Annotated in this window: 16 protein-coding genes, 2 tRNA genes, 3 rRNA genes and 1 other RNA gene; 9 read left to right on the forward strand and 13 right to left on the reverse strand. The window is 54.3% G+C overall.

Translation table 11 applies throughout. The annotated features are described in order from the left end of the window. Window position 1: 1 nt before the first annotated feature. Both ACOZ42_RS13085 and pyrC read right to left on the reverse strand, forming a co-directional pair. On the reverse strand, window positions 2-754 hold the full coding sequence (locus ACOZ42_RS13085) for a hypothetical protein (RefSeq protein WP_426345237.1): 753 nt from the start codon (window positions 752-754) through the stop codon (window positions 2-4). Window positions 755-889: 135 nt separating this feature from the next. Continuing rightward, window positions 890-1,948 carry a dihydroorotase gene (gene pyrC, locus ACOZ42_RS13090; protein ID WP_003803075.1) on the reverse strand — a complete coding sequence of 353 codons (1,059 nt, stop codon included), beginning with the start codon at window positions 1,946-1,948 and terminating at the stop codon, window positions 890-892. A 319-nt stretch (window positions 1,949-2,267) separates the two neighbouring features. Here pyrC and ACOZ42_RS13095 point away from each other — a divergent pair, with 319 nt between their 5' ends. The 3 genes from ACOZ42_RS13095 to ACOZ42_RS13105 all read left to right on the forward strand — a co-directional run bounded on the left by ACOZ42_RS13095 (window position 2,268) and on the right by ACOZ42_RS13105 (window position 4,695). After that, a complete protein-coding gene (locus ACOZ42_RS13095; protein WP_003803072.1) occupies window positions 2,268-2,546 on the forward strand; it encodes an SWIB/MDM2 domain-containing protein in 279 nt (92 codons plus the stop codon). Between the two features lie 106 nt (window positions 2,547-2,652). Next, a complete protein-coding gene (locus ACOZ42_RS13100; protein ID WP_426345238.1) occupies window positions 2,653-4,098 on the forward strand; it encodes a cryptochrome/photolyase family protein in 1,446 nt (481 codons plus the stop codon). A gap of 18 nt (window positions 4,099-4,116) precedes the next feature. Next, on the forward strand, window positions 4,117-4,695 hold the full coding sequence (locus ACOZ42_RS13105) for a hypothetical protein (protein WP_051010451.1): 579 nt from the start codon (window positions 4,117-4,119) through the stop codon (window positions 4,693-4,695). A gap of 158 nt (window positions 4,696-4,853) precedes the next feature. Here the strand turns inward: ACOZ42_RS13105 and ACOZ42_RS13110 are convergent, their stop codons facing one another. From ACOZ42_RS13110 to ACOZ42_RS13135, 6 genes are all read right to left on the reverse strand, one after another. Further along, window positions 4,854-5,219, reverse strand: coding sequence for a DUF4870 family protein (locus ACOZ42_RS13110; protein WP_426345239.1), 366 nt, complete (start codon window positions 5,217-5,219; stop codon window positions 4,854-4,856). Between the two features lie 753 nt (window positions 5,220-5,972). Next, window positions 5,973-6,085, reverse strand: a 5S ribosomal RNA gene (gene rrf, locus ACOZ42_RS13115). Window positions 6,086-6,264: 179 nt separating this feature from the next. Further along, a 23S ribosomal RNA gene (locus ACOZ42_RS13120) occupies window positions 6,265-9,149 on the reverse strand. A 378-nt stretch (window positions 9,150-9,527) separates the two neighbouring features. Continuing rightward, window positions 9,528-9,603 (reverse strand) — tRNA-Ala (locus tag ACOZ42_RS13125). A gap of 11 nt (window positions 9,604-9,614) precedes the next feature. After that, a tRNA-Ile gene (locus ACOZ42_RS13130) sits at window positions 9,615-9,691 on the reverse strand. A 93-nt stretch (window positions 9,692-9,784) separates the two neighbouring features. Beyond that, window positions 9,785-11,321, reverse strand: a 16S ribosomal RNA gene (locus ACOZ42_RS13135). Together the 16S, 23S and 5S rRNA genes with 2 tRNA genes alongside form the textbook arrangement of a ribosomal RNA operon. Before the next feature lie 1,995 nt (window positions 11,322-13,316). On the opposite strand from ACOZ42_RS13135, the gene ACOZ42_RS13140 reads away from it, so the two are divergent. From ACOZ42_RS13140 to ACOZ42_RS13155, 4 genes are all read left to right on the forward strand, one after another. Continuing rightward, entirely contained in the window at window positions 13,317-14,282 is a 966-nt protein-coding gene (locus ACOZ42_RS13140) for a sulfurtransferase (RefSeq protein WP_426345240.1), read from the forward strand. A gap of 17 nt (window positions 14,283-14,299) precedes the next feature. Continuing rightward, window positions 14,300-15,406: a YeeE/YedE family protein gene (locus ACOZ42_RS13145; protein WP_003805567.1), complete on the forward strand. Its 1,107-nt coding sequence runs from the start codon at window positions 14,300-14,302 to the stop codon at window positions 15,404-15,406. Between the two features lie 11 nt (window positions 15,407-15,417). After that, window positions 15,418-15,582, forward strand: a complete 165-nt coding sequence (locus ACOZ42_RS13150) for a hypothetical protein (protein WP_162829370.1) — start codon at window positions 15,418-15,420, stop codon at window positions 15,580-15,582. Window positions 15,583-15,833: 251 nt separating this feature from the next. Next, the gene (locus ACOZ42_RS13155; protein WP_240209493.1) at window positions 15,834-16,814 is read left to right on the forward strand and encodes a hypothetical protein; all 981 of its coding nucleotides are present in this window, start codon (window positions 15,834-15,836) and stop codon (window positions 16,812-16,814) included. On the opposite strand, the gene msrA is transcribed toward ACOZ42_RS13155, so the two are convergent. Both msrA and ACOZ42_RS13165 read right to left on the reverse strand, forming a co-directional pair. Further along, window positions 16,811-17,341 carry a peptide-methionine (S)-S-oxide reductase MsrA gene (msrA, locus tag ACOZ42_RS13160; RefSeq protein WP_426345241.1) on the reverse strand — a complete coding sequence of 177 codons (531 nt, stop codon included), beginning with the start codon at window positions 17,339-17,341 and terminating at the stop codon, window positions 16,811-16,813. The genes ACOZ42_RS13155 and msrA overlap by 4 nt on opposite strands. Beyond that, a complete protein-coding gene (locus tag ACOZ42_RS13165; protein ID WP_426345242.1) occupies window positions 17,338-17,718 on the reverse strand; it encodes a c-type cytochrome in 381 nt (126 codons plus the stop codon). The genes msrA and ACOZ42_RS13165 overlap by 4 nt, the downstream gene beginning before the upstream one ends. A gap of 84 nt (window positions 17,719-17,802) precedes the next feature. Here ACOZ42_RS13165 and lgt point away from each other — a divergent pair, with 84 nt between their 5' ends. Beyond that, window positions 17,803-18,591 (forward strand): prolipoprotein diacylglyceryl transferase, encoded by a 789-nt coding sequence (lgt, locus tag ACOZ42_RS13170; RefSeq protein ID WP_039944118.1) that lies wholly within the window; start codon window positions 17,803-17,805, stop codon window positions 18,589-18,591. A gap of 67 nt (window positions 18,592-18,658) precedes the next feature. Here the strand turns inward: lgt and ssrS are convergent. From ssrS to ACOZ42_RS13185, 3 genes are all read right to left on the reverse strand, one after another. Next, window positions 18,659-18,842, reverse strand: a non-coding RNA gene (gene ssrS / locus ACOZ42_RS13175) — 6S RNA. A 53-nt stretch (window positions 18,843-18,895) separates the two neighbouring features. After that, window positions 18,896-19,207: a cell division protein ZapA gene (locus ACOZ42_RS13180; RefSeq protein WP_003805576.1), complete on the reverse strand. Its 312-nt coding sequence runs from the start codon at window positions 19,205-19,207 to the stop codon at window positions 18,896-18,898. Window positions 19,208-19,210: 3 nt separating this feature from the next. Further along, window positions 19,211-19,615, reverse strand: coding sequence for a hypothetical protein (locus ACOZ42_RS13185; protein ID WP_003805579.1), 405 nt, complete (start codon window positions 19,613-19,615; stop codon window positions 19,211-19,213). A gap of 342 nt (window positions 19,616-19,957) precedes the next feature. Here ACOZ42_RS13185 and ACOZ42_RS13190 point away from each other — a divergent pair, with 342 nt between their 5' ends. Next, window positions 19,958-20,416, forward strand: coding sequence for a tripartite tricarboxylate transporter TctB family protein (locus ACOZ42_RS13190; RefSeq protein WP_003805581.1), 459 nt, complete (start codon window positions 19,958-19,960; stop codon window positions 20,414-20,416). Window position 20,417: the final 1 nt, after the last annotated feature.

Below are 20,417 nucleotides of genomic sequence, written 5' to 3' on the forward strand. Positions count from 1 at the left end.
CTTAATCCCGGTGAGCCCAGGGGCGAAACACCAATAGCAAGGTAATCGCAATCGACACGGCGGCAGCCAGCAACAAGGCTGTCAGCCAGTGCAGATGCGTGAAAGTCAGCGCCAGCGTGGTGCAAAACCCCGCCAGGCTACCTGTCCCCCACAACGCTGAACGCAAGGTCGCTACCAGGCTTGCCGCACCCAAGGTTTGATGAATGGTCACCGCCACCACGGTGTAGCCAATGGGGAAGGCCATAATCAGCCCTGACAAGCTCGGTCCCAGCAGGGAGCTGCTGGTGGTCACGATAGCGACCAAAAGTCCAGCCAAAGCCCCTCTGAATATCAGCAAGCCCCAGCCCGCCTTCGCTTTGCTGCTTCCTTTCATGCCGGCCAGACGGCGCGAAACGCGCAAGCTGAACGCAGTCACAGCAATAAACAAAGCCAGGCCCAGCAAGGGCTGCACAGGCATAAAGGACAGGAGCAAGGCTGCCACCGCCCAACCTGCCACTGCACACAATAAGGTGCGCCAGGGCGACAGGGTGGGAGCACAAAGAATGATGAGCAGCAAGAACAGCTGAGTCGCGCTTAGCGAATACACGGCATAGGTTGCCGCCTGCTGCACATAATCGGCAGGAAACTGCTGGGACAGAAAATAAAAGCCGGGGCCCAATACCATGGGCAAGCCCGCCAGCGCACCACCAATCAAGGGCCCAAATACCCCGACTGACCACGAAACCAGAACAACAACCAAAGCAGTGGCGGCCATGCGAACAGCCAAGGCAGACCACGCTGTATCAAGAAAAGCAGTTTCCACGGAGCTATCTTGCAGTGAAAGCAGATATCAGGAGCTGCCCGACTCAGCGCTATCAAAGACACTGAAATCGGACGGCTTCTTTCACCCTTAGCTCACCACACTCCAGTCCAGAGCCTGGCCGGCAGCCAGAGGAATCAACGGCTCACCCGCCATTTCCACGGACTCGGGAATGGTGAACTGGCTACGTTGCAACGTCATGGTTCCTTCATTGACCGGCAAACCGTAAAAAGCAGGGCCATTCAAGCTGGCAAAGGCTTCCAGGCGGTCCAGACGACCGGCCTTATCAAAAGCCGAAGCGTACAGCTCCATAGCGTGCAGAGCGGTATAACAGCCCGCACAGCCACAGCTTTGTTCTTTGCGGCTACGCGAATGCGGCGCACTGTCTGTGCCCAGGAAGAAACGATTGCTATCGCTGGTGGCGGCATCTACCAAAGCCTGACGGTGCTTCTCGCGCTTCAAGACGGGCAGACAATACCAATGCGGCTGCAGGCCACCCTGGAACAGGGCATTACGGTTATAGAGCAAGTGGTGGGCGGTGATGGTTGCGGCAACCGGGCCTTCGGCCTGGCTCACGTAAGCGGCGCCCTCTGCCGTGGTCAAGTGCTCAAACACCACTTTCAGCTCGGGGAAAGCCTTGCGCATGGGAATCATCACACGCTCGATGAACACGGCCTCGCGGTCGAACAAGTCGATGCTGGGGTCCGTGACCTCACCGTGCATCAGCAACGGCATGCCCGATTCCTGCATCTGGGCCAGCACCTTGGAACAGTTCTTCAGCAAATCTGTCACGCCTGCATCGGAGTTTGTGGTGGCGCCGGCTGGATACAGCTTCACGCCATGCACAAACCCACTTTCCTTGGCGCGAACGATTTCCTCAGGCTGAGTATTGTCCGTCAGGTACAAAGTCATCAAAGGTTCAAACTTGCCGACATACTCGGTTTTGGCCAATGCGCTCAGAATACGCTCGCGATAGGCCAGTGCCTGTGCAGTGGCTGTAACGGGCGGGGTCAGGTTGGGCATGACGATGGCCCGGTCAAATTGTGCCGCCGTATGGCCCAAGACCGATTCCAGCACAGCGCCATCACGCAGGTGCAAATGCCAATCATCAGGACGACGAATGACCAGGGTATCCACAGTAGGGCTCATATCTTTACTCAATCTCAAACAAAGAACCCGCGCTTTGACGCGTTATGCAAGCGACGGGCATCACCATTGCCTTCCAGCAGGCCGAATCCATCATTATGCTACAGCTACCCGTGCCGCGCATGACAGACACGGCAATCCTGAGCCTGGCCGCAGCCTGTCCTGCCCTTGCCCGTAAACACGGGAAAATCTGCTTACAGACCTGCAAAGCGCAGGCTCACAAAGGGCTTGGACGTACAGGGAGTATCACGGTATGCTGACAGACAAGTCGTGCCCTAGCGCATAACCCGCCCCTTCAACTCGTTTCTCAGGAGTTCCGTTCATGGCCAGCACTGAAAAAAAGCCTGCTACCCGCAAACCCAATGCAGCCTTCATGAAACCACTCACTCCTAGCCCAACACTGGCTGCGGTGATTGGCTCCGACGCGCTGCCGCGTACTGAAGTTACGAAGAAAATCTGGGAATACATCAAGAAGCACGATCTCCAAGACCCCAAGAACCGTCGCAACATCAATGCCGACGCCAAACTGCGTCCCTTGTTCGGCAAGGATCAGGTCTCCATGTTTGAACTGACCAAGCTGGTTAGCGCTCACCTGAAATAAGCAAGGGGTGCCCAGGCACCTCTGGCACTATCGGGCCGCGCCGCTGAGCTTTCAGCCGCGGCCCTTTTTCATCCTGCGGCATCCGGCCTTCTGTTTTACCGTCTTCATGTCGATTTCACTGCCTACCCCAACCATCCAAACGCCCCATGTACTGTGCTGGCTGCGTCGTGATTTGCGCCTGCAGGATCACGCTGCCTTGCACCACGCCTTACAAAGCGGACTGCCCGTTGCCTGTGTCTTTGTCTTTGACCGCACCATCCTGGACTCCTTGCCGGCCGATGACGTGCGCGTCGCGTTCATTCTCGACAGTCTGCAATCCCTCCAGGAGCAACTGCGCCAACATGGCAGCGAGCTGATTACCGTTCACGGCGACCCGGTACAGCAAATTCCCTTGCTGGCAAACCATCTGAATGCACAGACTGTTTATGCCAATGAGGACTACGAGCCGGCCGCCTTGACACGGGATCACGCAGTCAGCCAGTCCCTTGCCGCTCAAGGCCGAGTGCTAAAGCTGTTCAAAGACCAGGTAATCTTTGCACGCGATGAGATTCTGACACAGCAAAAGCAGCCTTATACCGTATTCACTCCCTACAAGCGCAACTGGCTGGCGCGTATTCAGCCAAGCGATATACAGGCGTATGACTGCTCACAGGGGCAATGGGCACCACTTCCCGCTCAGGCACTTCCGTGCTTGAAGGAGCTGGGTTTTCACGAGGAAGCTCGCACCAAACTACTCAGCCCTGCGGGCTGGCAAGGTGCACAGACCCTGCTGCAGCAGTTCGAACCAAGAATTCACGCCTATCACGAACGCCGAGACTTCCCAGCCAAACGGGGTGTCTCTTACCTGGCTCCGCACCTGCGCTTCGGCACACTGTCCATCCGTCAGGCAGTAGCACTGGCTTGGCCCAGCGACTCCGAAGGCGCAGCTACCTGGCTGAGCGAGTTGATCTGGCGCGAGTTCTACCAACAATTCCTGTGGCATCACCCCGAAACCGCACAAGAAAGTTTCAAGCCAGCTTATAAGAACCTTCCTTTTCCTAACCGCGACGACTGGTTCCAGGCTTGGAAGGACGGACAAACCGGCTACCCGATTGTTGATGCCGCCATGCGCCAATTGAATCAGTCAGGCTATATGCATAACCGCCTGCGCATGATCAGTGCGTCCTTTCTGGTGAAAGACCTGTTGATAGACTGGCGCTGGGGAGAACAGTATTTTGCCCAAAAACTGCTTGATTACGATATGGCTTCCAACGTGGGGGGCTGGCAATGGGCCGCTTCTACCGGCTGTGATGCCCAACCGTACTTCCGCATCTTTAATCCCATCACCCAATCGCGTAAATTTGACCCAGAGGGACAGTTCATACGACGCTATGTTCCTGAATTGGCGTCCTTGGATAAACAGGCGATTCACGCACCTTGGCAAGCCAAACAACTTCCCTTGGCATTTCGCCTGGGCCAACATTACCCGGCCCCGATTGTGGATCACGATACCCAACGGCATCTTGCTTTGGCGCTATTCAAGCAGGCAGGAGAGCAAGAAGCAGCGGATTAAATACGTTTAAGGATAAGTATGTCAAACAGCTCCAGACCATCACCGCCAGCCAGCACCGCTGTAGTGCTGCAAAATTTGCAAGCCGCCCACCCTCAGGCCCAAGTGGCCGTCCTGGATTTCGCAAGCGACCATGCGGAAATAAGCCTGGCTCATAAAGGCGTGCCTGTTCACACCGAGCATTTTCCAGAACTGAGTGGCACCCAGTTGCTATCCCACTGTTTTACCAACTCTCACTCCCGTGAGGCTCAGTTGGAACATGGTATTGAGCTTGTGGAAGACGCGATCATGCCAGCCAGTCTGGACCTGCGCCAATTCATGGTGTTTGCGACGGGAGAGTACGCCGAAGATCTGGGCGTCTGGCTTAATGAAGCTCAAGGCAGCGAACAGCACATCTTGAGTCGCGACATGATTGATGATCTGTTCACGCTGTATGCCGCCGCCAGCCAAGGAGCCATCAGCCTGAAGATGGTGAATGCAGGCTCCTTGGAAAATATCCATGAGCTGATCAATAATCAGAATCTTGGAATCTATCTTCTGCTACTGCGCGAGTGCATGCACCATATGCATATCGAGCAGGTTCACCTGTTGGCACCCTGATACCGGCTCAGCAGACAAAAGCCTGTCGGACCTGCCTCTCCACACGGGTCAAGCACGCACCAACACCCGCCTACACGTACAAAAAAAGGTGCTCATCAGAGCACCTTTTTTACTTTTCACCCGATCAGGGGCAAATCCTTGGAAAGGATGGTGTCACTTTAATAGTCGTGACCTAAAGCCTGCCCACCCGCCAAGGCTAACCAGCCTTTGATCAGACGGTGAATCATCCAGACCAGAGCCACCACGGCGGTAACCCAACCGATAAAGATGGATGTCAGCAAGGCGCTCAAAACCATCCACAACAGGCCCCACCAGAACGTCTTGATAAGCCAGTCCAGATGACTGGCATAGATCGTGCCCGATGCGTCACCACGCTTGACGTAGGCCAGAATTACAGCTGCCACAGCCGCTGCACCGAAGATACCTGCACTAATCATAGCCAGAGAAAACAAGCCATAGCAGATGTGCGTGATCTTGCGCAGCGACAAGCCTGGTTCGAGCTCGGGGCTAATGGGCTGAGTCATTCGGTTCTCCTGAAACAAGCATTATCGATAACTATACCGAACTATTTTACCCATACTTTGGCGATTAACCGTATGACAGTGGCTGAGCTACCACCATGACCTTTGCAGAAGCAAACAATCGGCAGTAAACCTGACCGTACCTATATGCTCAAGCAGCATGCCCAAGCGGTGCATATCAGCTTGTTGATGCCCCAAGCTCCAACTTCTAACTGCATCAGGATGTCACTTGTACGATTGTTGATGTGGGTGGGGTGAGCGCAGGGAGGAGCGTACTCAGGGCGGTGGGCCTAGTTAGGGGCGGTCAGCGCGAGCAAGAGGCAGACCCAGGGGAGACGCCTTCGCCCTTGAGGCTTAAGGGCACCCGTCGCCTCTGAGGAGTGCCGCGATCACCCGGCAGATAGACAACGGCTTGATGCGAGAGGCTGAGGTTCAGCAAGCCGCTAAGGCTGAACCCGCCCCTCGTAGGGCTGCCATCGAGCAGGTAGCACCCGCAGAGGACTCAACATCAACTCTCAAGCCCAGGAAGCATACGCAATAACTGACCCCATCGGCTTGGGCCAAAAGGCGTAGTCTGCAACAAGCAGGGATAAGCGGTGCCCAGAACGGGCTTGGGGAGGGGGTGGGGTACGCCTGAAGTCGTAGCCCAGGGGCCAGACGATCAGCATCGTTCAGGTGTGTCCGTCGCCGATGCGGTGGCGACCCATAAAACAAAACCCCCGCAAGGGATACTTGCGGGGGTTTTGAGCAATAAGAGCTTGACGATGACCTACTTTCACAGACGTCCGTCCACTATCATCGGCGCAAAGGCGTTTCACAGTCCTGTTCGGGATGGGAAGGTGTGGGACCACCTTGCTATGGTCGTCAAGCGTAACTGGTTGCCGGGCCGTCTTTAGGGGACGTCCCAGCCAATTGGAAGAAGCACACTGCCAGCGATCAGTACGGATCAACTAGCAGCGGTTACGAAGGTGTCAAGCGCGGGTTGCGCTGCACTTCAATATTACGTTCTGTGGTCAACAACTTAACTCACTACAACCTCAAGGGTTATAGGATCAAGCCACACGGGCAATTAGTACTGGTTAGCTACATGCATTACTGCACTTCCACACCCAGCCTATCAACGTCCTGGTCTCGGACGACCCTACAGGGGGGTCAAGCCCCCGGGATACCTAATCTTCAGACGAGTTTCCCGCTTAGATGCCTTCAGCGGTTATCTCTTCCGTACGTAGCTACTCGGCAATGCCATTGGCATGACAACCGATACACCAGTGGTACGTCCACTCCGGTCCTCTCGTACTAGGAGCAGGCTCCGTCAAGTATCCAACGCCCACGGCAGATAGGGACCAAACTGTCTCACGACGTTTTAAACCCAGCTCACGTACCTCTTTAAATGGCGAACAGCCATACCCTTGGGACCGGCTACAGCCCCAGGATGAGATGAGCCGACATCGAGGTGCCAAACACCGCCGTCGATATGAACTCTTGGGCGGTATCAGCCTGTTATCCCCAGAGTACCTTTTATCCGTTGAGCGATGGCCCTTCCATACAGAACCACCGGATCACTATGTCCTACTTTCGTACCTGTTCGACTTGTCAGTCTCACAGTCAAGCACGCTTATGCCATTGCACTATCAAGACGATTTCCGACCGTCTCTAGCGTACCTTCGAACTCCTCCGTTACACTTTAGGAGGAGACCGCCCCAGTCAAACTGCCCACCATGCACGGTCCCCGATCCCGATAAGGGACCTAGGTTAGAACCGCAAACAGACCAGGGTGGTATTTCAAGGATGACTCCACGCGATCTGGCGACCACGCTTCAACGTCTCCCACCTATCCTACACAGGCCGGTTCACAATCCAATGCAAAGCTACAGTAAAGGTTCATGGGGTCTTTCCGTCTAGCCGCGGGGAGATTGCATCATCACAACCATGTCAACTTCGCTGAGTCTCAGGAGGAGACAGTGTGGCCATCGTTACGCCATTCGTGCAGGTCGGAACTTACCCGACAAGGAATTTCGCTACCTTAGGACCGTTATAGTTACGGCCGCCGTTTACCGGGGCTTCGATCAAGAGCTTGCACCCCATCACTTAACCTTCCGGCACCGGGCAGGCGTCACACCCTATACGTCCACTTTCGTGTTTGCAGAGTGCTGTGTTTTTAGTAAACAGTCGCAGCCACCGATTCACTGCGGCCTCTTCATGCTTTGTGCGCAGGCACATCACACTAATGAGGCATACCTTCTCCCGAAGTTACGGTATTAATTTGCCGAGTTCCTTCTCCTGAGTTCTCTCAAGCGCCTTGGAATATTCATCCCGTCCACCTGTGTCGGTTTGCGGTACGGTCTCGTAGAGCTGAAGCTTAGAGGCTTTTCTTGGAACTGCTTCCAGTTAGTTTAGAGCCGAAGCTCTATCCAGTCACACCCTTGAATTACGCACCCGGATTTGCCTAAGTGCCTTCTATGATGCGCCAACGGGGACATCCAACACCCCGATAACATTCTGCAATCCGTCCCCCCATCGCACTCTACGACGGTGCGGGAATATTAACCCGCTTCCCATCAGCTACGCATCTCTGCCTCGCCTTAGGGGCCGACTCACCCTGCGCCGATGAACGTTGCGCAGGAAACCTTGGACTTACGGCGAGGGGGCTTTTCACCCCCTTTATCGCTACTCATGTCAGCATTCTCACTTCCGATACCTCCAGCATTCCTCACGGAACACCTTCACAGGCTTACGGAACGCTCTCCTACCATGTGTACTAAAAGTACACATCCGCAGCTTCGGTCTATGGCTTAGCCCCGTTACATCTTCCGCGCAGGACGACTCGATCAGTGAGCTATTACGCTTTCTTTAAAGGATGGCTGCTTCTAAGCCAACCTCCTGACTGTCTATGCCTTCCCACTTCGTTTCCCACTTAGCCATAGTTAGGGACCTTAGCTGGCGGTCTGGGTTGTTTCCCTCTTGAGTCCGGACGTTAGCACCCGGTGCTCTGTCTCCCGTACTGTACTTGCCGGTATTCGGAGTTTGCCATGGGTTGGTAAGTCGCTGTGACCCCCTAGCCATAACAGTGCTCTACCCCCGGCAGTAATATACGAGGCACTACCTAAATAGTTTTCGGAGAGAACCAGCTATCTCCAGGCTTGTTTAGCCTTTCACTCCGATCCACAGCTCATCCCCTAATTTTTCAACATTAGTGGGTTCGGTCCTCCAGCACGTGTTACCGTGCCTTCAACCTGGCCATGGATAGATCGCCTGGTTTCGGGTCTACACCCAGCGACTGAATCGCCCTATTCGGACTCGCTTTCGCTACGCCTCCCCTATTCGGTTAAGCTTGCCACTGAATGTAAGTCGCTGACCCATTATACAAAAGGTACGCAGTCACACCACGAAGGTGCTCCTACTGTTTGTATGCATACGATTTCAGGATCTATTTCACTCCCCTTCCGGGGTTCTTTTCGCCTTTCCCTCACGGTACTGGTTCACTATCGGTCGATCACGAGTATTTAGCCTTGGAGGATGGTCCCCCCATATTCAGACAGGATTTCACGTGTCCCGCCCTACTTGTTCGATGCTTAGTTCCACGTACTGAATTTCGCCTACAGGGCTATCACCTGCTACGGCTAGACTTTCCATTCCATTCGACTATTCAATACGCTAAAACATCCAGGCTGGTCCGGTTTCGCTCGCCACTACTTCCGGAATCTCGGTTGATTTCTTTTCCTCGAGTTACTGAGATGGTTCAGTTCACTCGGTTCGCCTCCACATGCCTATGTATTCAGCATGGGATACCGTATTACTACGGTGGGTTTCCCCATTCGGACATCTACGGATCAAAGCTTGTTTGCCAGCTCCCCGTAGCTTTTCGCAGGCTACCGCGTCCTTCATCGCCTGTGATCGCCAAGGCATCCATCATATGCACTTATTCGCTTGATCCTATAACGCTTGGTGCTGTTATAGGAATATGAGTATACGTTGTTGCCGTTCATCAATCCTTAGCTGTTATCTAATCCGAAGATCAGACAACGTCTATATTTTTGAGAACTTTCGTTGAACATAATTTGTTCTGTTGCAATCACAACCCGTGTATTGTCATCACAAGTCGACTAATCGTCTTGCGTTTATTAGACAACACACCTTCGTTGTGCTTCTTCCTAATTGTTAAAGAGCAATTCGTGGGTTGCATAACCCAACGAGCAGTATTCTTTAAAAAGAACACTCTTCGTTGAATCTAGCGCCAGGCAAACCGTTGTTTGTCTGTGCCCTATACTCTGTCATGGACCTTGCTGTATCGACAACCACCTATAAAAGCGGTGGTGGAGGATGACGGGATCGAACCGACGACCCCCTGCTTGCAAAGCAGGTGCTCTCCCAGCTGAGCTAATCCCCCGAGGTAATCGTTGGTGGGTCAAGTTGGAATCGAACCAACGACCCCCGCCTTATCAAGACGGTGCTCTAACCGACTGAGCTACTGACCCATCTATCACCAGTGGGCGATACCTTCAATGGTCATGACATAAACTAACAGCCAATAAGTGTGGACGCTTTCGCTTTGCGAGCCATTCGCTCTAAAAGGAGGTGATCCAGCCGCACCTTCCGATACGGCTACCTTGTTACGACTTCACCCCAGTCATGAATCCCACCGTGGTAAGCGCCCTCCTTGCGGTTAGGCTACCTACTTCTGGTGAAACCCACTCCCATGGTGTGACGGGCGGTGTGTACAAGACCCGGGAACGTATTCACCGCGACATTCTGATCCGCGATTACTAGCGATTCCGACTTCACGCAGTCGAGTTGCAGACTGCGATCCGGACTACGATCGGGTTTCTGAGATTGGCTCCCCCTCGCGGGTTGGCGACCCTCTGTCCCGACCATTGTATGACGTGTGAAGCCCTACCCATAAGGGCCATGAGGACTTGACGTCATCCCCACCTTCCTCCGGTTTGTCACCGGCAGTCTCATTAGAGTGCTCTTGCGTAGCAACTAATGACAAGGGTTGCGCTCGTTGCGGGACTTAACCCAACATCTCACGACACGAGCTGACGACAGCCATGCAGCACCTGTGTTCCGGTTCTCTTGCGAGCACTGCCAAATCTCTTCGGCATTCCAGACATGTCAAGGGTAGGTAAGGTTTTTCGCGTTGCATCGAATTAATCCACATCATCCACCGCTTGTGCGGGTCCCCGTCAATTCCTTTGAGTTTTAATCTTGCGACCGTACTCCCCAGGCGGTCAACTTCACGCGTTAGCTGCGCTACTAAGGCCTAACGGCCCCAACAGCTAGTTGACATCGTTTAGGGCGTGGACTACCAGGGTATCTAATCCTGTTTGCTCCCCACGCTTTCGTGTCTGAGCGTCAGTATTATCCCAGGGGGCTGCCTTCGCCATCGGTATTCCTCCACATATCTACGCATTTCACTGCTACACGTGGAATTCTACCCCCCTCTGACATACTCTAGCTCGGCAGTTAAAAATGCAGTTCCAAGGTTGAGCCCTGGGATTTCACATCTTTCTTTCCGAACCGCCTACACACGCTTTACGCCCAGTAATTCCGATTAACGCTTGCACCCTACGTATTACCGCGGCTGCTGGCACGTAGTTAGCCGGTGCTTATTCTGCAGATACCGTCAGCAGTATCCCGTATTAGGGGATACCTTTTCTTCTCTGCCAAAAGTACTTTACAACCCGAAGGCCTTCATCATACACGCGGGATGGCTGGATCAGGGTTTCCCCCATTGTCCAAAATTCCCCACTGCTGCCTCCCGTAGGAGTCTGGGCCGTGTCTCAGTCCCAGTGTGGCTGGTCGTCCTCTCAAACCAGCTACGGATCGTTGCCTTGGTGAGCCTTTACCCCACCAACTAGCTAATCCGATATCGGCCGCTCCAATAGTGAGAGGTCTTGCGATCCCCCCCTTTCCCCCGTAGGGCGTATGCGGTATTAGCCACTCTTTCGAGTAGTTATCCCCCGCTACTGGGCACGTTCCGATATATTACTCACCCGTCCGCCACTCGCCACCAAGAGAGCAAGCTCTCTCGTGCTGCCGTTCGACTTGCATGTGTAAAGCATCCCGCTAGCGTTCAATCTGAGCCAGGATCAAACTCTTCAGTTTAATCTCTGTGGTTGTCCCGTCTTGCGACGAGACCGATTGTGTCTCAAAGAAAAATTCAGAGTTACACAAGGTAATTCTTCATCTTTCGTTTGTGAGCACTTGATACAAACTTGTGGCGATCCCCGAAGGGTTCGACTCGCTCATTCCAAGCGCCCACACTTATCGGCTGTTAATTGTTAAAGAGCAGTGACAGTTGCCTGTCGTTCTACTGACTAACCCGGCTGGCTCGTCGCGCTTGGCGCTTCGTGCCTTGCTGTGTTAGCAGCAGAGAAACGAGATTATGAAGCAGATCAGGCAGTGTGTCAAGCGTTTTTTTGAAGAAGTTAGAAAGTTTTAAAACCGTCCAACTCGTCCCGCTTAAACCAGAACTTTCGTTCCGAACTACCCGGCGAACAATCAACCGTAAGGCCAACCATTCAACTTCACAAACAAGGGTAAATTTTCAGCGCTGTTTACAACCAGCTAAAAACTTAACGTTGCATTCTCTGGAGCAGAACCTAGAACTTTAACACAGAATTTTCTGATTTGTCAAGCCCCGGGTTTTACACCGTGTCAGTTACCTGACTCAGTCAAGCAAGTTTCGTTGCGGGCCTCTTGGCCAAGGCGGTGAATCTTGTCTAACTGCTCTCTGCGGCGCTTTGAGGGAAAACCCTGTGTGTGCTGCAGCGAGAAAAGAACTATAGCACGATGAAATTTGGCTTTGCAAGCTTTCTTTGGCATTTTTCTGGATATTTGAAGAGAGCAAACCCTGCAAAACGAGGTAGCTAATTGATAACTATGAAGAATCACCCTAAAAATAATTTTTAGATTAACTTTCGGTTTTTCCCCTGGTAGCGCGCCAGCCCATCCCTAGACTCAGATCATGGCCTAAGCAGCTATTTCTGTCGTGAAGAATCGCCGGATATTCTTCTGCCTCTCACCACTCCCTCCTCTATATAGAGGGAAAGTAAATACCCTCCCCACGATCGTCACCAGTCCTAGTGCTTGCTTGCTTGCTTGCTTGCTTGCTTGCTTGCTTGCTTGCTGGAGGAAATACTGAGAAGGAGAAATATATAGATGGCGGCCCAGCAAAGGAACGGCTGCAAGAGCACGGCAGCAGCCCCTCCACTCCAATTAGTAGTGTCTGTATATAAATAGAAACTTGAGTGACCTCCAAGACCGAGCACTATTTAGGACTGTTAGCCGCTCGGAGCCCCGGAAAAAGGTGTTGGGTCGAGTCAGACGACTTGCCGCAGTCGGAGTTGCGATCGGGGTTACAAGCAGTCTGCTGTTTGAGCCCAAGGTTTGTGATTGGTCCGGGGGACCAATCGCTGTGAGAGTTCAGACTGCTCCCCGATGGTGACTCGGACAAGGGGACCGGCGTGTTGCGCCGGCAAGTAGTCCGCCTCAACACCCTGCCCCAGGGCTCCGAGTGGCGACCTATGCGGAACGGCTGGAACGATGAAAGCCACCCTCTATATAGATAAATCGTTCATCACTGCGACTCTACTTCCTATATGCATATAGGAGACGGGCCTCCCCAAGCGGTAATCCAGTCCTTGCCCCCTCTATCCCTCAATGCCCTTCAAAGTCCCTCTGAGTCTCAGCCTCTTTGCCTCTTTGCCTCTAAGTCTCTAAGTCTCTAAGTCTCTAAGTCTCTAAGTCTCTAAGTCTCCATCCATGAGAACACCAAACACATACCCCCTCTCTTATAAAAACCGCTCTGCCTTCTCTCATCTATAAAGCTGCCTCTCTGTAGACACGCTCTATAAGGAGAGAAAACAAAGACACACTGACCTGATAGATAGACCCAATCACATAAACACAATCGCCCCCAAGGCGAACTCCAAGCGAAGCCCCCCTTCCTCTCTACTCTATATAGATAGACCGCCCCCCTTACACCTCCAAGCAATAAGCTAATCCCCAATTCATTGTTATTTTCTGTCGCTGCGTTCATTACCATTCCTTATGCCTTTAATCCTCTAAGCAGCACCCTGCTTACTCAAGTGAGTAATAATGATCAGACCTCTCCTCATCTCCCTGGCATTTGCCTTCAGCACGGTTCTGACACCGTCTGTGTCCGCAGAACCAAGCGCAGCCGAAGGGGCTTCCAAACCAGCCCCGCTGATTTCAGCTACCGACCTGGCAAACCAGCTGGACCAGAAAAACCTGCGTATTCTAGATATCCGTACAGATAAGGAATACGAAGCGGGCCATGTACCCGGCGCTGTTCACACCCCTTACGGCGCCTATCGCGGCCCAGCCGAAAACGCAGGCGCGCTGCGCCCCGAGGCTGACCTGTCGGCTCTTTTCAGCAAAGCAGGAATCTCCCCAGACAGCTATGTGGTCGTCACGTACGCAGGGGCCAACCCCACAGACTTTGGCGCAGCGGCGCGTGTGTACTGGACCTTGAAAGCTGGAGGCCTGACACAGTTGTCCATTCTGGACGGCGGCCTGCAAGCCTGGGAAGCCGAAGGTAAACCACTCAGCAAAGACACGCCCACCATCACCCCTACCGACTTCAGCTACCACTACAACAAGGACATGATTGTCAGCACACAGGAAGTGGCCGACTACATCAAGAACGGCCAAGCCCCAGTCTTGCTGGATGCTCGCCCCAGCGAATTTTTCAACGGTGAGAAGCGTGTTGACGCCGCCGCTCGTTACGGCACTTTGCCGGGCGCACGGGAACTGGATTTCAACAGCTTCTTTCGAAGCGACAAACCTATCCTGAAAGACACCAGCGAAATCGTGGCAATCGTCAAAGAGCAAGGGCTGAATGACAAACCCACTGTCTCGTTCTGCAACACCGGGCACTGGGCGGCCACTAACTGGTTTGTCCTGTCCGAGCTGGCTGGCAACCCGAATGTGAAGCTCTATCCTGAATCGGTGGTGGAATGGAGCCGCAGCAACTTGCCTATGGATAACCAGCCCTCACGCTTTGAGGTCCTGAAACTCGATGCCAAGCGCGCCCTAAATTAACGAGTTGGTATTCGATCATGCTTTATCTAACTAGACTGGGCTTTATCCTGGCCAGCCTGGCCCTGGTTGTCGGGGTCGCACTGGTAGGGGGCCTGCGCCAAGGGCTGCTTGCCTTGTTGGGCATCGGCTTTGGAGCCGTGCTGCAAGGAGCCCGTTTCGGTTTCACGACCGGCTGGCGCAACTATATCGAGCGTCGAGATCCTCAAGGCATCTGGGCACAAATGCTCCTGCTGGTCTTGGCTGCCGCCTTCACCCTGCCCTTGATCGCCGATAGTGGTGGCGAACTGGTCGGCGCGATTGCTCCCTTGACCATTAGCCTGGTGCTGGGCGCTTTTCTATTCGGCGCAGCCATGCAACTGGCTGATGGCTGCGGTTCGGGCACCCTGTATAAAGCAGGTGCTGGCGCACCCATTTCTTTCGCCGTCCTGCCCACCTTTGCCATAGGCAGCTTTCTGGGTGCCTCACACCAGCCGGGCTGGATCGCCTTGGGTGGCTTGCCCGCCATTGACCTGAACACTTCCTTGGGGTGGCCCACGGCCTTGCTCATCACCGTGCTGGGCTGCGCCGCCGTATCCTGGCTGGTCGCTCGAGGCGCACGCCGCCATCAGAACGAGCACAAGAGCCCACCGGCAAAATGGGAAATGCGCTGGTGGATGGGGGCCTTGCTGCTGGCCGTCTTGTACGCCATCCACATGATCGTGGCCGGCCAGCCCTGGGGTATCGTCTACGGTATCGGGCTATGGGGCGCCAAAGTGTTTTCGGCATTGGGCTGGTCCCCTGTCGGCGATGCATTCTGGGGCGTAGCTCCTCATGCACAACGCCTGGCTGAACCCGTCTTGGCTGACGTTACTTCGGTCACCAACTTTGGCTTGATCCTGGGCGCCATGGCTGCTTCTCGCTGGAACCACCCTGCCAACTTCAAATCACCCAATTCCCGCACCCTATGGGTCGGGGCAATTGCAGGTCTGGTCATGGGCTACAGCGCGCGCATGGCTTTTGGCTGCAATGTGGGCGCCTTTCTGGGAGGCATTGCCTCGGCCAGCATCCATGGCTGGGTCTGGTTTGCCTTGGCCTTTGCCGGGTCTATCTTAGGCGTGCGCATTCGTCGCCGCGTTAATCCTTGAGTCGCGCAAGCATGAGCAAAACTACTTTCCGCCTTATTACCAGTAGCTTCTGGCTGCTCGTCGTCGTTTTAGTTGTAATGGACAGCCTGCAAGACTACCCCTACCGTCCCGAACCCGCCCCCATTGCCTGGGGTAGCGGTCAAGCCGCCAGCGGTGGCCACTGCTCGGGCCGTTAAACAATCCAGTCCACTGGCTTGACACGCCCCCTGATGGGATGAAAAGCAGACAGCCGTAATGCAGGCTGCCACAGCTTTCACCCTTGGGGGCTTTTTATTGTCCACATGACGTTGCGCTTTCCCCATGACGGCATGTAAATAAACAGATCTGCTGCCGGGTGCCATAGTTAAGCAGGCGACACAGCGCGACAGGGCCACCCCGTTGACGTGCTAGCATCAGGCTCGTTCCCGCCCTGACGATGTATCTACTCATGCTGAACTTCCTTAGCACTACCCTTAGCCGCAGCTTGCGCATGTTCTATACCGTCGCCCGAATCATGCTGCCCATCATGATTGTCGTGCGCGTCGCGGCGCAATGGGGCTTGATTGAGCAAGCCGGAAAGCTGATCGGCCCGATCATGGGGCTGGCTGGACTGCCTGCCGAGGCCGGTATTGTGTGGGCCACGACGGCATTGGCCGGCATTTACGCAGGAATAGGCTCCATGGCCGCCTTGGGCGACAGCTTGAGTCTGAACGCCGCCCAGATCAGCGTCCTGGGCACCATGATGCTGTTTGCGCACAATATGCCCATGGAACAGGCCATTGTGCGCCGCGCCGGGGCCAGCTTCTGGTTCACCGCCGGGCTGCGCATTGCCTGCGCCTTGCTCTATGGCTGTGTCCTGTCCTGGGGCCTGAGCAACGCCGGACTCTTGCAGGAGCCTGTTTCCCTGGCCTGGCTTTATGGCCAATCCAATGCCACACAGGGTGGCTGGCAAGGCTGGATGGACTGGCTGCAAGGAACGGCCAGCTCTCTATTCATGACTTGGCTGATTATTCTCGGCTTGCTTTTGGTACTGTCGGTTCTGGAAAAAATCGGCTTTACCCGCTTGCTGACCCGGCTCCTGCTTCCCTTATTACGCTTTTCGGGACTGGAGGAACGCGTCGCTCCCACGACAACGATCGGGGTCTTGCTGGGCCTGAGTTATGGCGGCGCCTTGATTATCGACGAGTCCCGCCAACAGAACTATAGCCCGCGCACCCGTTTGCTCGCGCTCTCGTGGCTATCACTTAGCCACTCCCTGATTGAAGACACCATTCTCATTCTAGCTTTGGGTGCCAATATCTGGATTGCGCTGGTCGGCCGGCTTGTCCTGACTTTGTTGATTATCGGCCTGATGGCACGCCTGACCTTGCCAGGCAGCGCCCTGTACAGGCGCTACCTGGCTCCGACCAGTTCTTGCCCGGATGCTTAACTTTTGACCAGCAGGTCTTGAAAGCGCTGATAAAACTTTTTGAGCTTGGGCGCAATCACCATCTGGCAATAAGCCTGCTCGGGGTTGCGCGCAAAATAGTCGTGATGATAGGCCTCGGCTTCCCAGAACGTGGAGCTGTCCAGAACATGCGTCACGATGGGTGCATCAAACTGGGACTTGATTTCCTCAATGGCCTCAAAGGCCTGGCGACGCTGCTCGTCGTTCTGGCAAAAAATGGCAGAGGCATACTGCGGCCCTTGGTCTGCTCCCTGACGATCGGGGGTGGTTGGGTCGTGAGTCAGGAAAAACACTTCCAGCAAGTCCCGGTAGGAAATGACAGAAGGGTCGAACTCAACTTTAACCACTTCAATATGGCCGGTTTGTTTGCCACACACCTGTTCATAGGTGGGATGCTCTACGTGGCCGCCACAGTACCCCGGCACCACAGAATGCACACCCTGCAAGGCTTTAAAGACTCCTTCCGTGCACCAAAAACATCCACCGCCCAATATGGCTGTTTCCTTCATGAACTCTCCTTTGACGTCGTATTGGCTAAACTCAGCAGCCAGACTGCAATAGCTTGCGCTTGGTCGGCGCTGATGCGATTTTGAGCAGGCATGGGAATCGCTCCCCAGTTACCCCGGCTGCCCTGTTGAATCTGTCGCTGCAAATAAGCCAGGGTTTCTTGCCCTGGCCCTGGCCCTGGCCCTGGCGCATAACGTCGGGCAATCTCCCGAAAAGGAGGGCCAACCCGTTTACGATCCATCTGATGACAGGACAAGCACTGCGCCTGCACGAGATCCATCAGCGCTACCGTATCAGCCTTTGCGGGCGGATTAAAGATCAGCAATCCACAAAAAACTACTAATGGTAAACGGCTGGTCCAAGAGGCTGAATGCAGCATGATCCTTCCCTTACAATTTACCCAGCTCATGCCTGAGCTCGCAGTCACGCTATTATCTGATATTCATCTCTGTAATGGGCACGCATGTTAATTCACCCGCAGTTCGATCCCGTCGCCATACAACTTGGCCCCCTTGCCATTCATTGGTATGGCTTGATGTATCTAGTCGGCTTTGGCCTGGTGTGGCTGGCCGGTACGGCGCGCATTCGTGCGGGCTACGCTTTGCTCACCCGAAAAGATCTGGAAGACCTGATTTTTTACTGCGTTCTAGGGGTGGTGCTGGGCGGTCGGCTGGGCTATACGCTGTTTTATCAACCAGCCTATTACCTGTCACACCCTCTTGAAATTTTGTATGTCTGGCAAGGCGGCATGTCCTTTCATGGCGGTCTGATCGGGGTGCTGGTCACGATCGCGCTATTTGCCCGCAATCGTCACCGACGTTTTCTGGAAGTCAGCGACTTTCTGGCCCCTTTGATTCCGCTGGGACTGGCGGTTGGACGTTTGGGCAACTTTATCAACGGGGAGTTGTGGGGTCGCCCCAGCGACGCGCCCTGGGCCATGATCTTTCCCCAAGTGGACACCATCCCGCGCCATCCTTCACAGCTCTATGAAATGGCCCTGGAAGGCATCGCCCTATTTATCCTGCTGTGGTGGTTCACACGCCGCCCACGTGCGGTAGGCCAGACCAGCGCTCTATTTCTGATCGGCTACGGTTTCTTTCGCTTCATGGTGGAATACACCCGCGAGCCTGATGGCTATCTGGGTCTGCTCAGTGCGGGTCTGTCGATGGGGCAATGGTTATCCCTGCCGATGATTGTGGCCGGACTAGCCTTGTACGCCTACGCCAGCAAACGGGGCGCCCAACAGGGGTAAACCGTAACTAGCCAGGCTGATCCGAGACAAGAAAAAGCCCGTCCAGAATCTGGACGGGCTTTTTTATAGGTGCCCCACCATTGCCGTCAAGACCGGCATCCTGGAACCGAGGGTCCAAGATCGGCTGTCATCAAGCCAGCTTCGGGTTCGTCGACGAGGACGATCGCTCCTACTGGCTAATCCAACAACCTGTATGCCAAAAGCATTGGTTCAAGGAATGTATGGTCGTGTCACGAACACGGCAGGGACTTACTGGGATGAAACGGCCCGCAAGGGACAACAAGGGACCGTATTCAAATCTGGTTCAACGCAATGTGCCCGAAGGCTCGATAACATCATCAATCATCGCGTGCATATCTTCAATTTTACGCTTGAAATCGCCAAAAGCAACATTAGCCAGCGGACCATCAGGTGCTTTAGCCGATAAAAATTCGCTGGCGATCTGAATAGCGGCCATAACAGCAATACGCTCGCTACCTGAAACACGCCCCGATGCCTTGATGGCCTGCATGCGCTGATCTACCAGTTTAACCGCATCGAGCAAACGGGCTTTTTCAGAGGGTGGGCAGGCCAAAGAGTAATCGCGGCCCAACAGGGAAATATCGACTCGTTCCATGACTTACTCCTGTACGGCCCCGGGTAAACGCATCAGGATCGAACCAATCTGGTCACGGGCCTGTCCTGCCACATCACGCAGCACTCCCATTCCTGCCCGAGCACTGTCCAGCTCGCGACGCAGGGCGAGCACCTGAGCCTGTTCCTGCTCCAGCAATCTTTTCAATTCTGCCTGTTCGGCTTGCGCCTGTTGCTGCACCACATCCAATTGACGTTGATGCGAGGCAACACCGGTGGACAGGGACTCAAACTCGTCTTGCTGACGCCGATTTTGCTGGCGCAGGGCGTCCAGCTCGGCATCCTGAGTTTTCAGACGAGCCAATAATTGAGCGCGTTCAGCGTGTAGCTGACGAGATTGCTCTACCAGTTGACCAATACGGTCAGCGAGAAAGTCGAGATCTTGCAACATGGGCCTTATCGTAAACCATTGCTAGCGTTACTGGGTAGAGGAATTTCATACTAATGATAACCTTTCACCCATCTTTCCATTACCTTTCAAATTTCTTTCAAAGCATGCCAACCCTCTCCCAACACGGTCCCAAAAAACCCTAATTTTCCGGAATTACCGGGAAAACCCTTAAAAACTAGGGTCAAGTCAGGGTTTTCAGTCTGCAAGTGCTCCATTACCATGCGTCACCCCTGTTCAATGCAGTCGGCACCGGCAGGGTTGTGGAGCAGAACTCCATCATAAAGAAGCTGACACAGGAAAAAGGAAAACTTATGCGCAAGGCAGACAAGGAGAATCCACCTTATGCAAATCAAAAATAAACAGGACTTCTGGTCCGGGGTCATGTTCGTGGTCGTGGGCGCCGCTTTCGCGCTGGGGGCCACCAGCTACTCGATGGGAACAGCCGCCCGTATGGGACCCGGCTACTTCCCCTTCTGGCTTGGTGTGTGCCTGAGCTTGTTAGGGGCGGTTGTCACCTTGAACTCCATGTCTCCCAAAGCGGAAAACACGGAGGTAGAGAAGTTTAACTGGAAAGTGGTCGTCGTTATCATCGGCGCCGTTGTCCTGTGCGGACTGACTCTGAACACCTTGGGGGTCTACGCCTCGATTTTCCTGCTTGTTCTGATCAGCAGCTTTGCCAGCCATGAGTTCAGCTGGCCTGTGGCGCTGGGCGCAGCCGTGTTTCTGGTGCTATTTGTCTGGCTGGCATTCATCAAGGGCCTGGGATTGGTATTTCCCTTGTGGCCGAGTTTTCTGGCCTGAT

This window comes from Alcaligenes sp. HNGD-HTN06, assembly GCF_049932565.1.
In the GTDB taxonomy this organism is placed as follows: Bacteria; Pseudomonadota; Gammaproteobacteria; order Burkholderiales; family Burkholderiaceae_B; genus Alcaligenes; species Alcaligenes ammonioxydans.

Coding starts and splice junctions, on each gene's coding strand:
- ACOZ42_RS13100 (WP_426345238.1), top strand. CDS start 2,653: ATGTCGATTTCACTGCCTACCCCAACCATCCAAACGCCCCATGTACTG.
- ACOZ42_RS13145 (WP_003805567.1), top strand. CDS start 14,300: ATGCTTTATCTAACTAGACTGGGCTTTATCCTGGCCAGCCTGGCCCTG.
- pyrC (WP_003803075.1), bottom strand. CDS start 1,948: ATGAGCCCTACTGTGGATACCCTGGTCATTCGTCGTCCTGATGATTGG.
- ACOZ42_RS13165 (WP_426345242.1), bottom strand. CDS start 17,718: ATGCTGCATTCAGCCTCTTGGACCAGCCGTTTACCATTAGTAGTTTTT.
- ACOZ42_RS13155 (WP_240209493.1), top strand. CDS start 15,834: ATGCTGAACTTCCTTAGCACTACCCTTAGCCGCAGCTTGCGCATGTTC.
- ACOZ42_RS13185 (WP_003805579.1), bottom strand. CDS start 19,615: ATGTTGCAAGATCTCGACTTTCTCGCTGACCGTATTGGTCAACTGGTA.
- lgt (WP_039944118.1), top strand. CDS start 17,803: ATGTTAATTCACCCGCAGTTCGATCCCGTCGCCATACAACTTGGCCCC.
- ACOZ42_RS13180 (WP_003805576.1), bottom strand. CDS start 19,207: ATGGAACGAGTCGATATTTCCCTGTTGGGCCGCGATTACTCTTTGGCC.
- ACOZ42_RS13190 (WP_003805581.1), top strand. CDS start 19,958: ATGCAAATCAAAAATAAACAGGACTTCTGGTCCGGGGTCATGTTCGTG.
- ACOZ42_RS13085 (WP_426345237.1), bottom strand. CDS start 754: ATGGCCGCCACTGCTTTGGTTGTTGTTCTGGTTTCGTGGTCAGTCGGG.
- ACOZ42_RS13140 (WP_426345240.1), top strand. CDS start 13,317: ATGATCAGACCTCTCCTCATCTCCCTGGCATTTGCCTTCAGCACGGTT.
- ACOZ42_RS13095 (WP_003803072.1), top strand. CDS start 2,268: ATGGCCAGCACTGAAAAAAAGCCTGCTACCCGCAAACCCAATGCAGCC.
- ACOZ42_RS13105 (WP_051010451.1), top strand. CDS start 4,117: ATGTCAAACAGCTCCAGACCATCACCGCCAGCCAGCACCGCTGTAGTG.
- ACOZ42_RS13110 (WP_426345239.1), bottom strand. CDS start 5,219: ATGACTCAGCCCATTAGCCCCGAGCTCGAACCAGGCTTGTCGCTGCGC.
- msrA (WP_426345241.1), bottom strand. CDS start 17,341: ATGAAGGAAACAGCCATATTGGGCGGTGGATGTTTTTGGTGCACGGAA.
- ACOZ42_RS13150 (WP_162829370.1), top strand. CDS start 15,418: ATGAGCAAAACTACTTTCCGCCTTATTACCAGTAGCTTCTGGCTGCTC.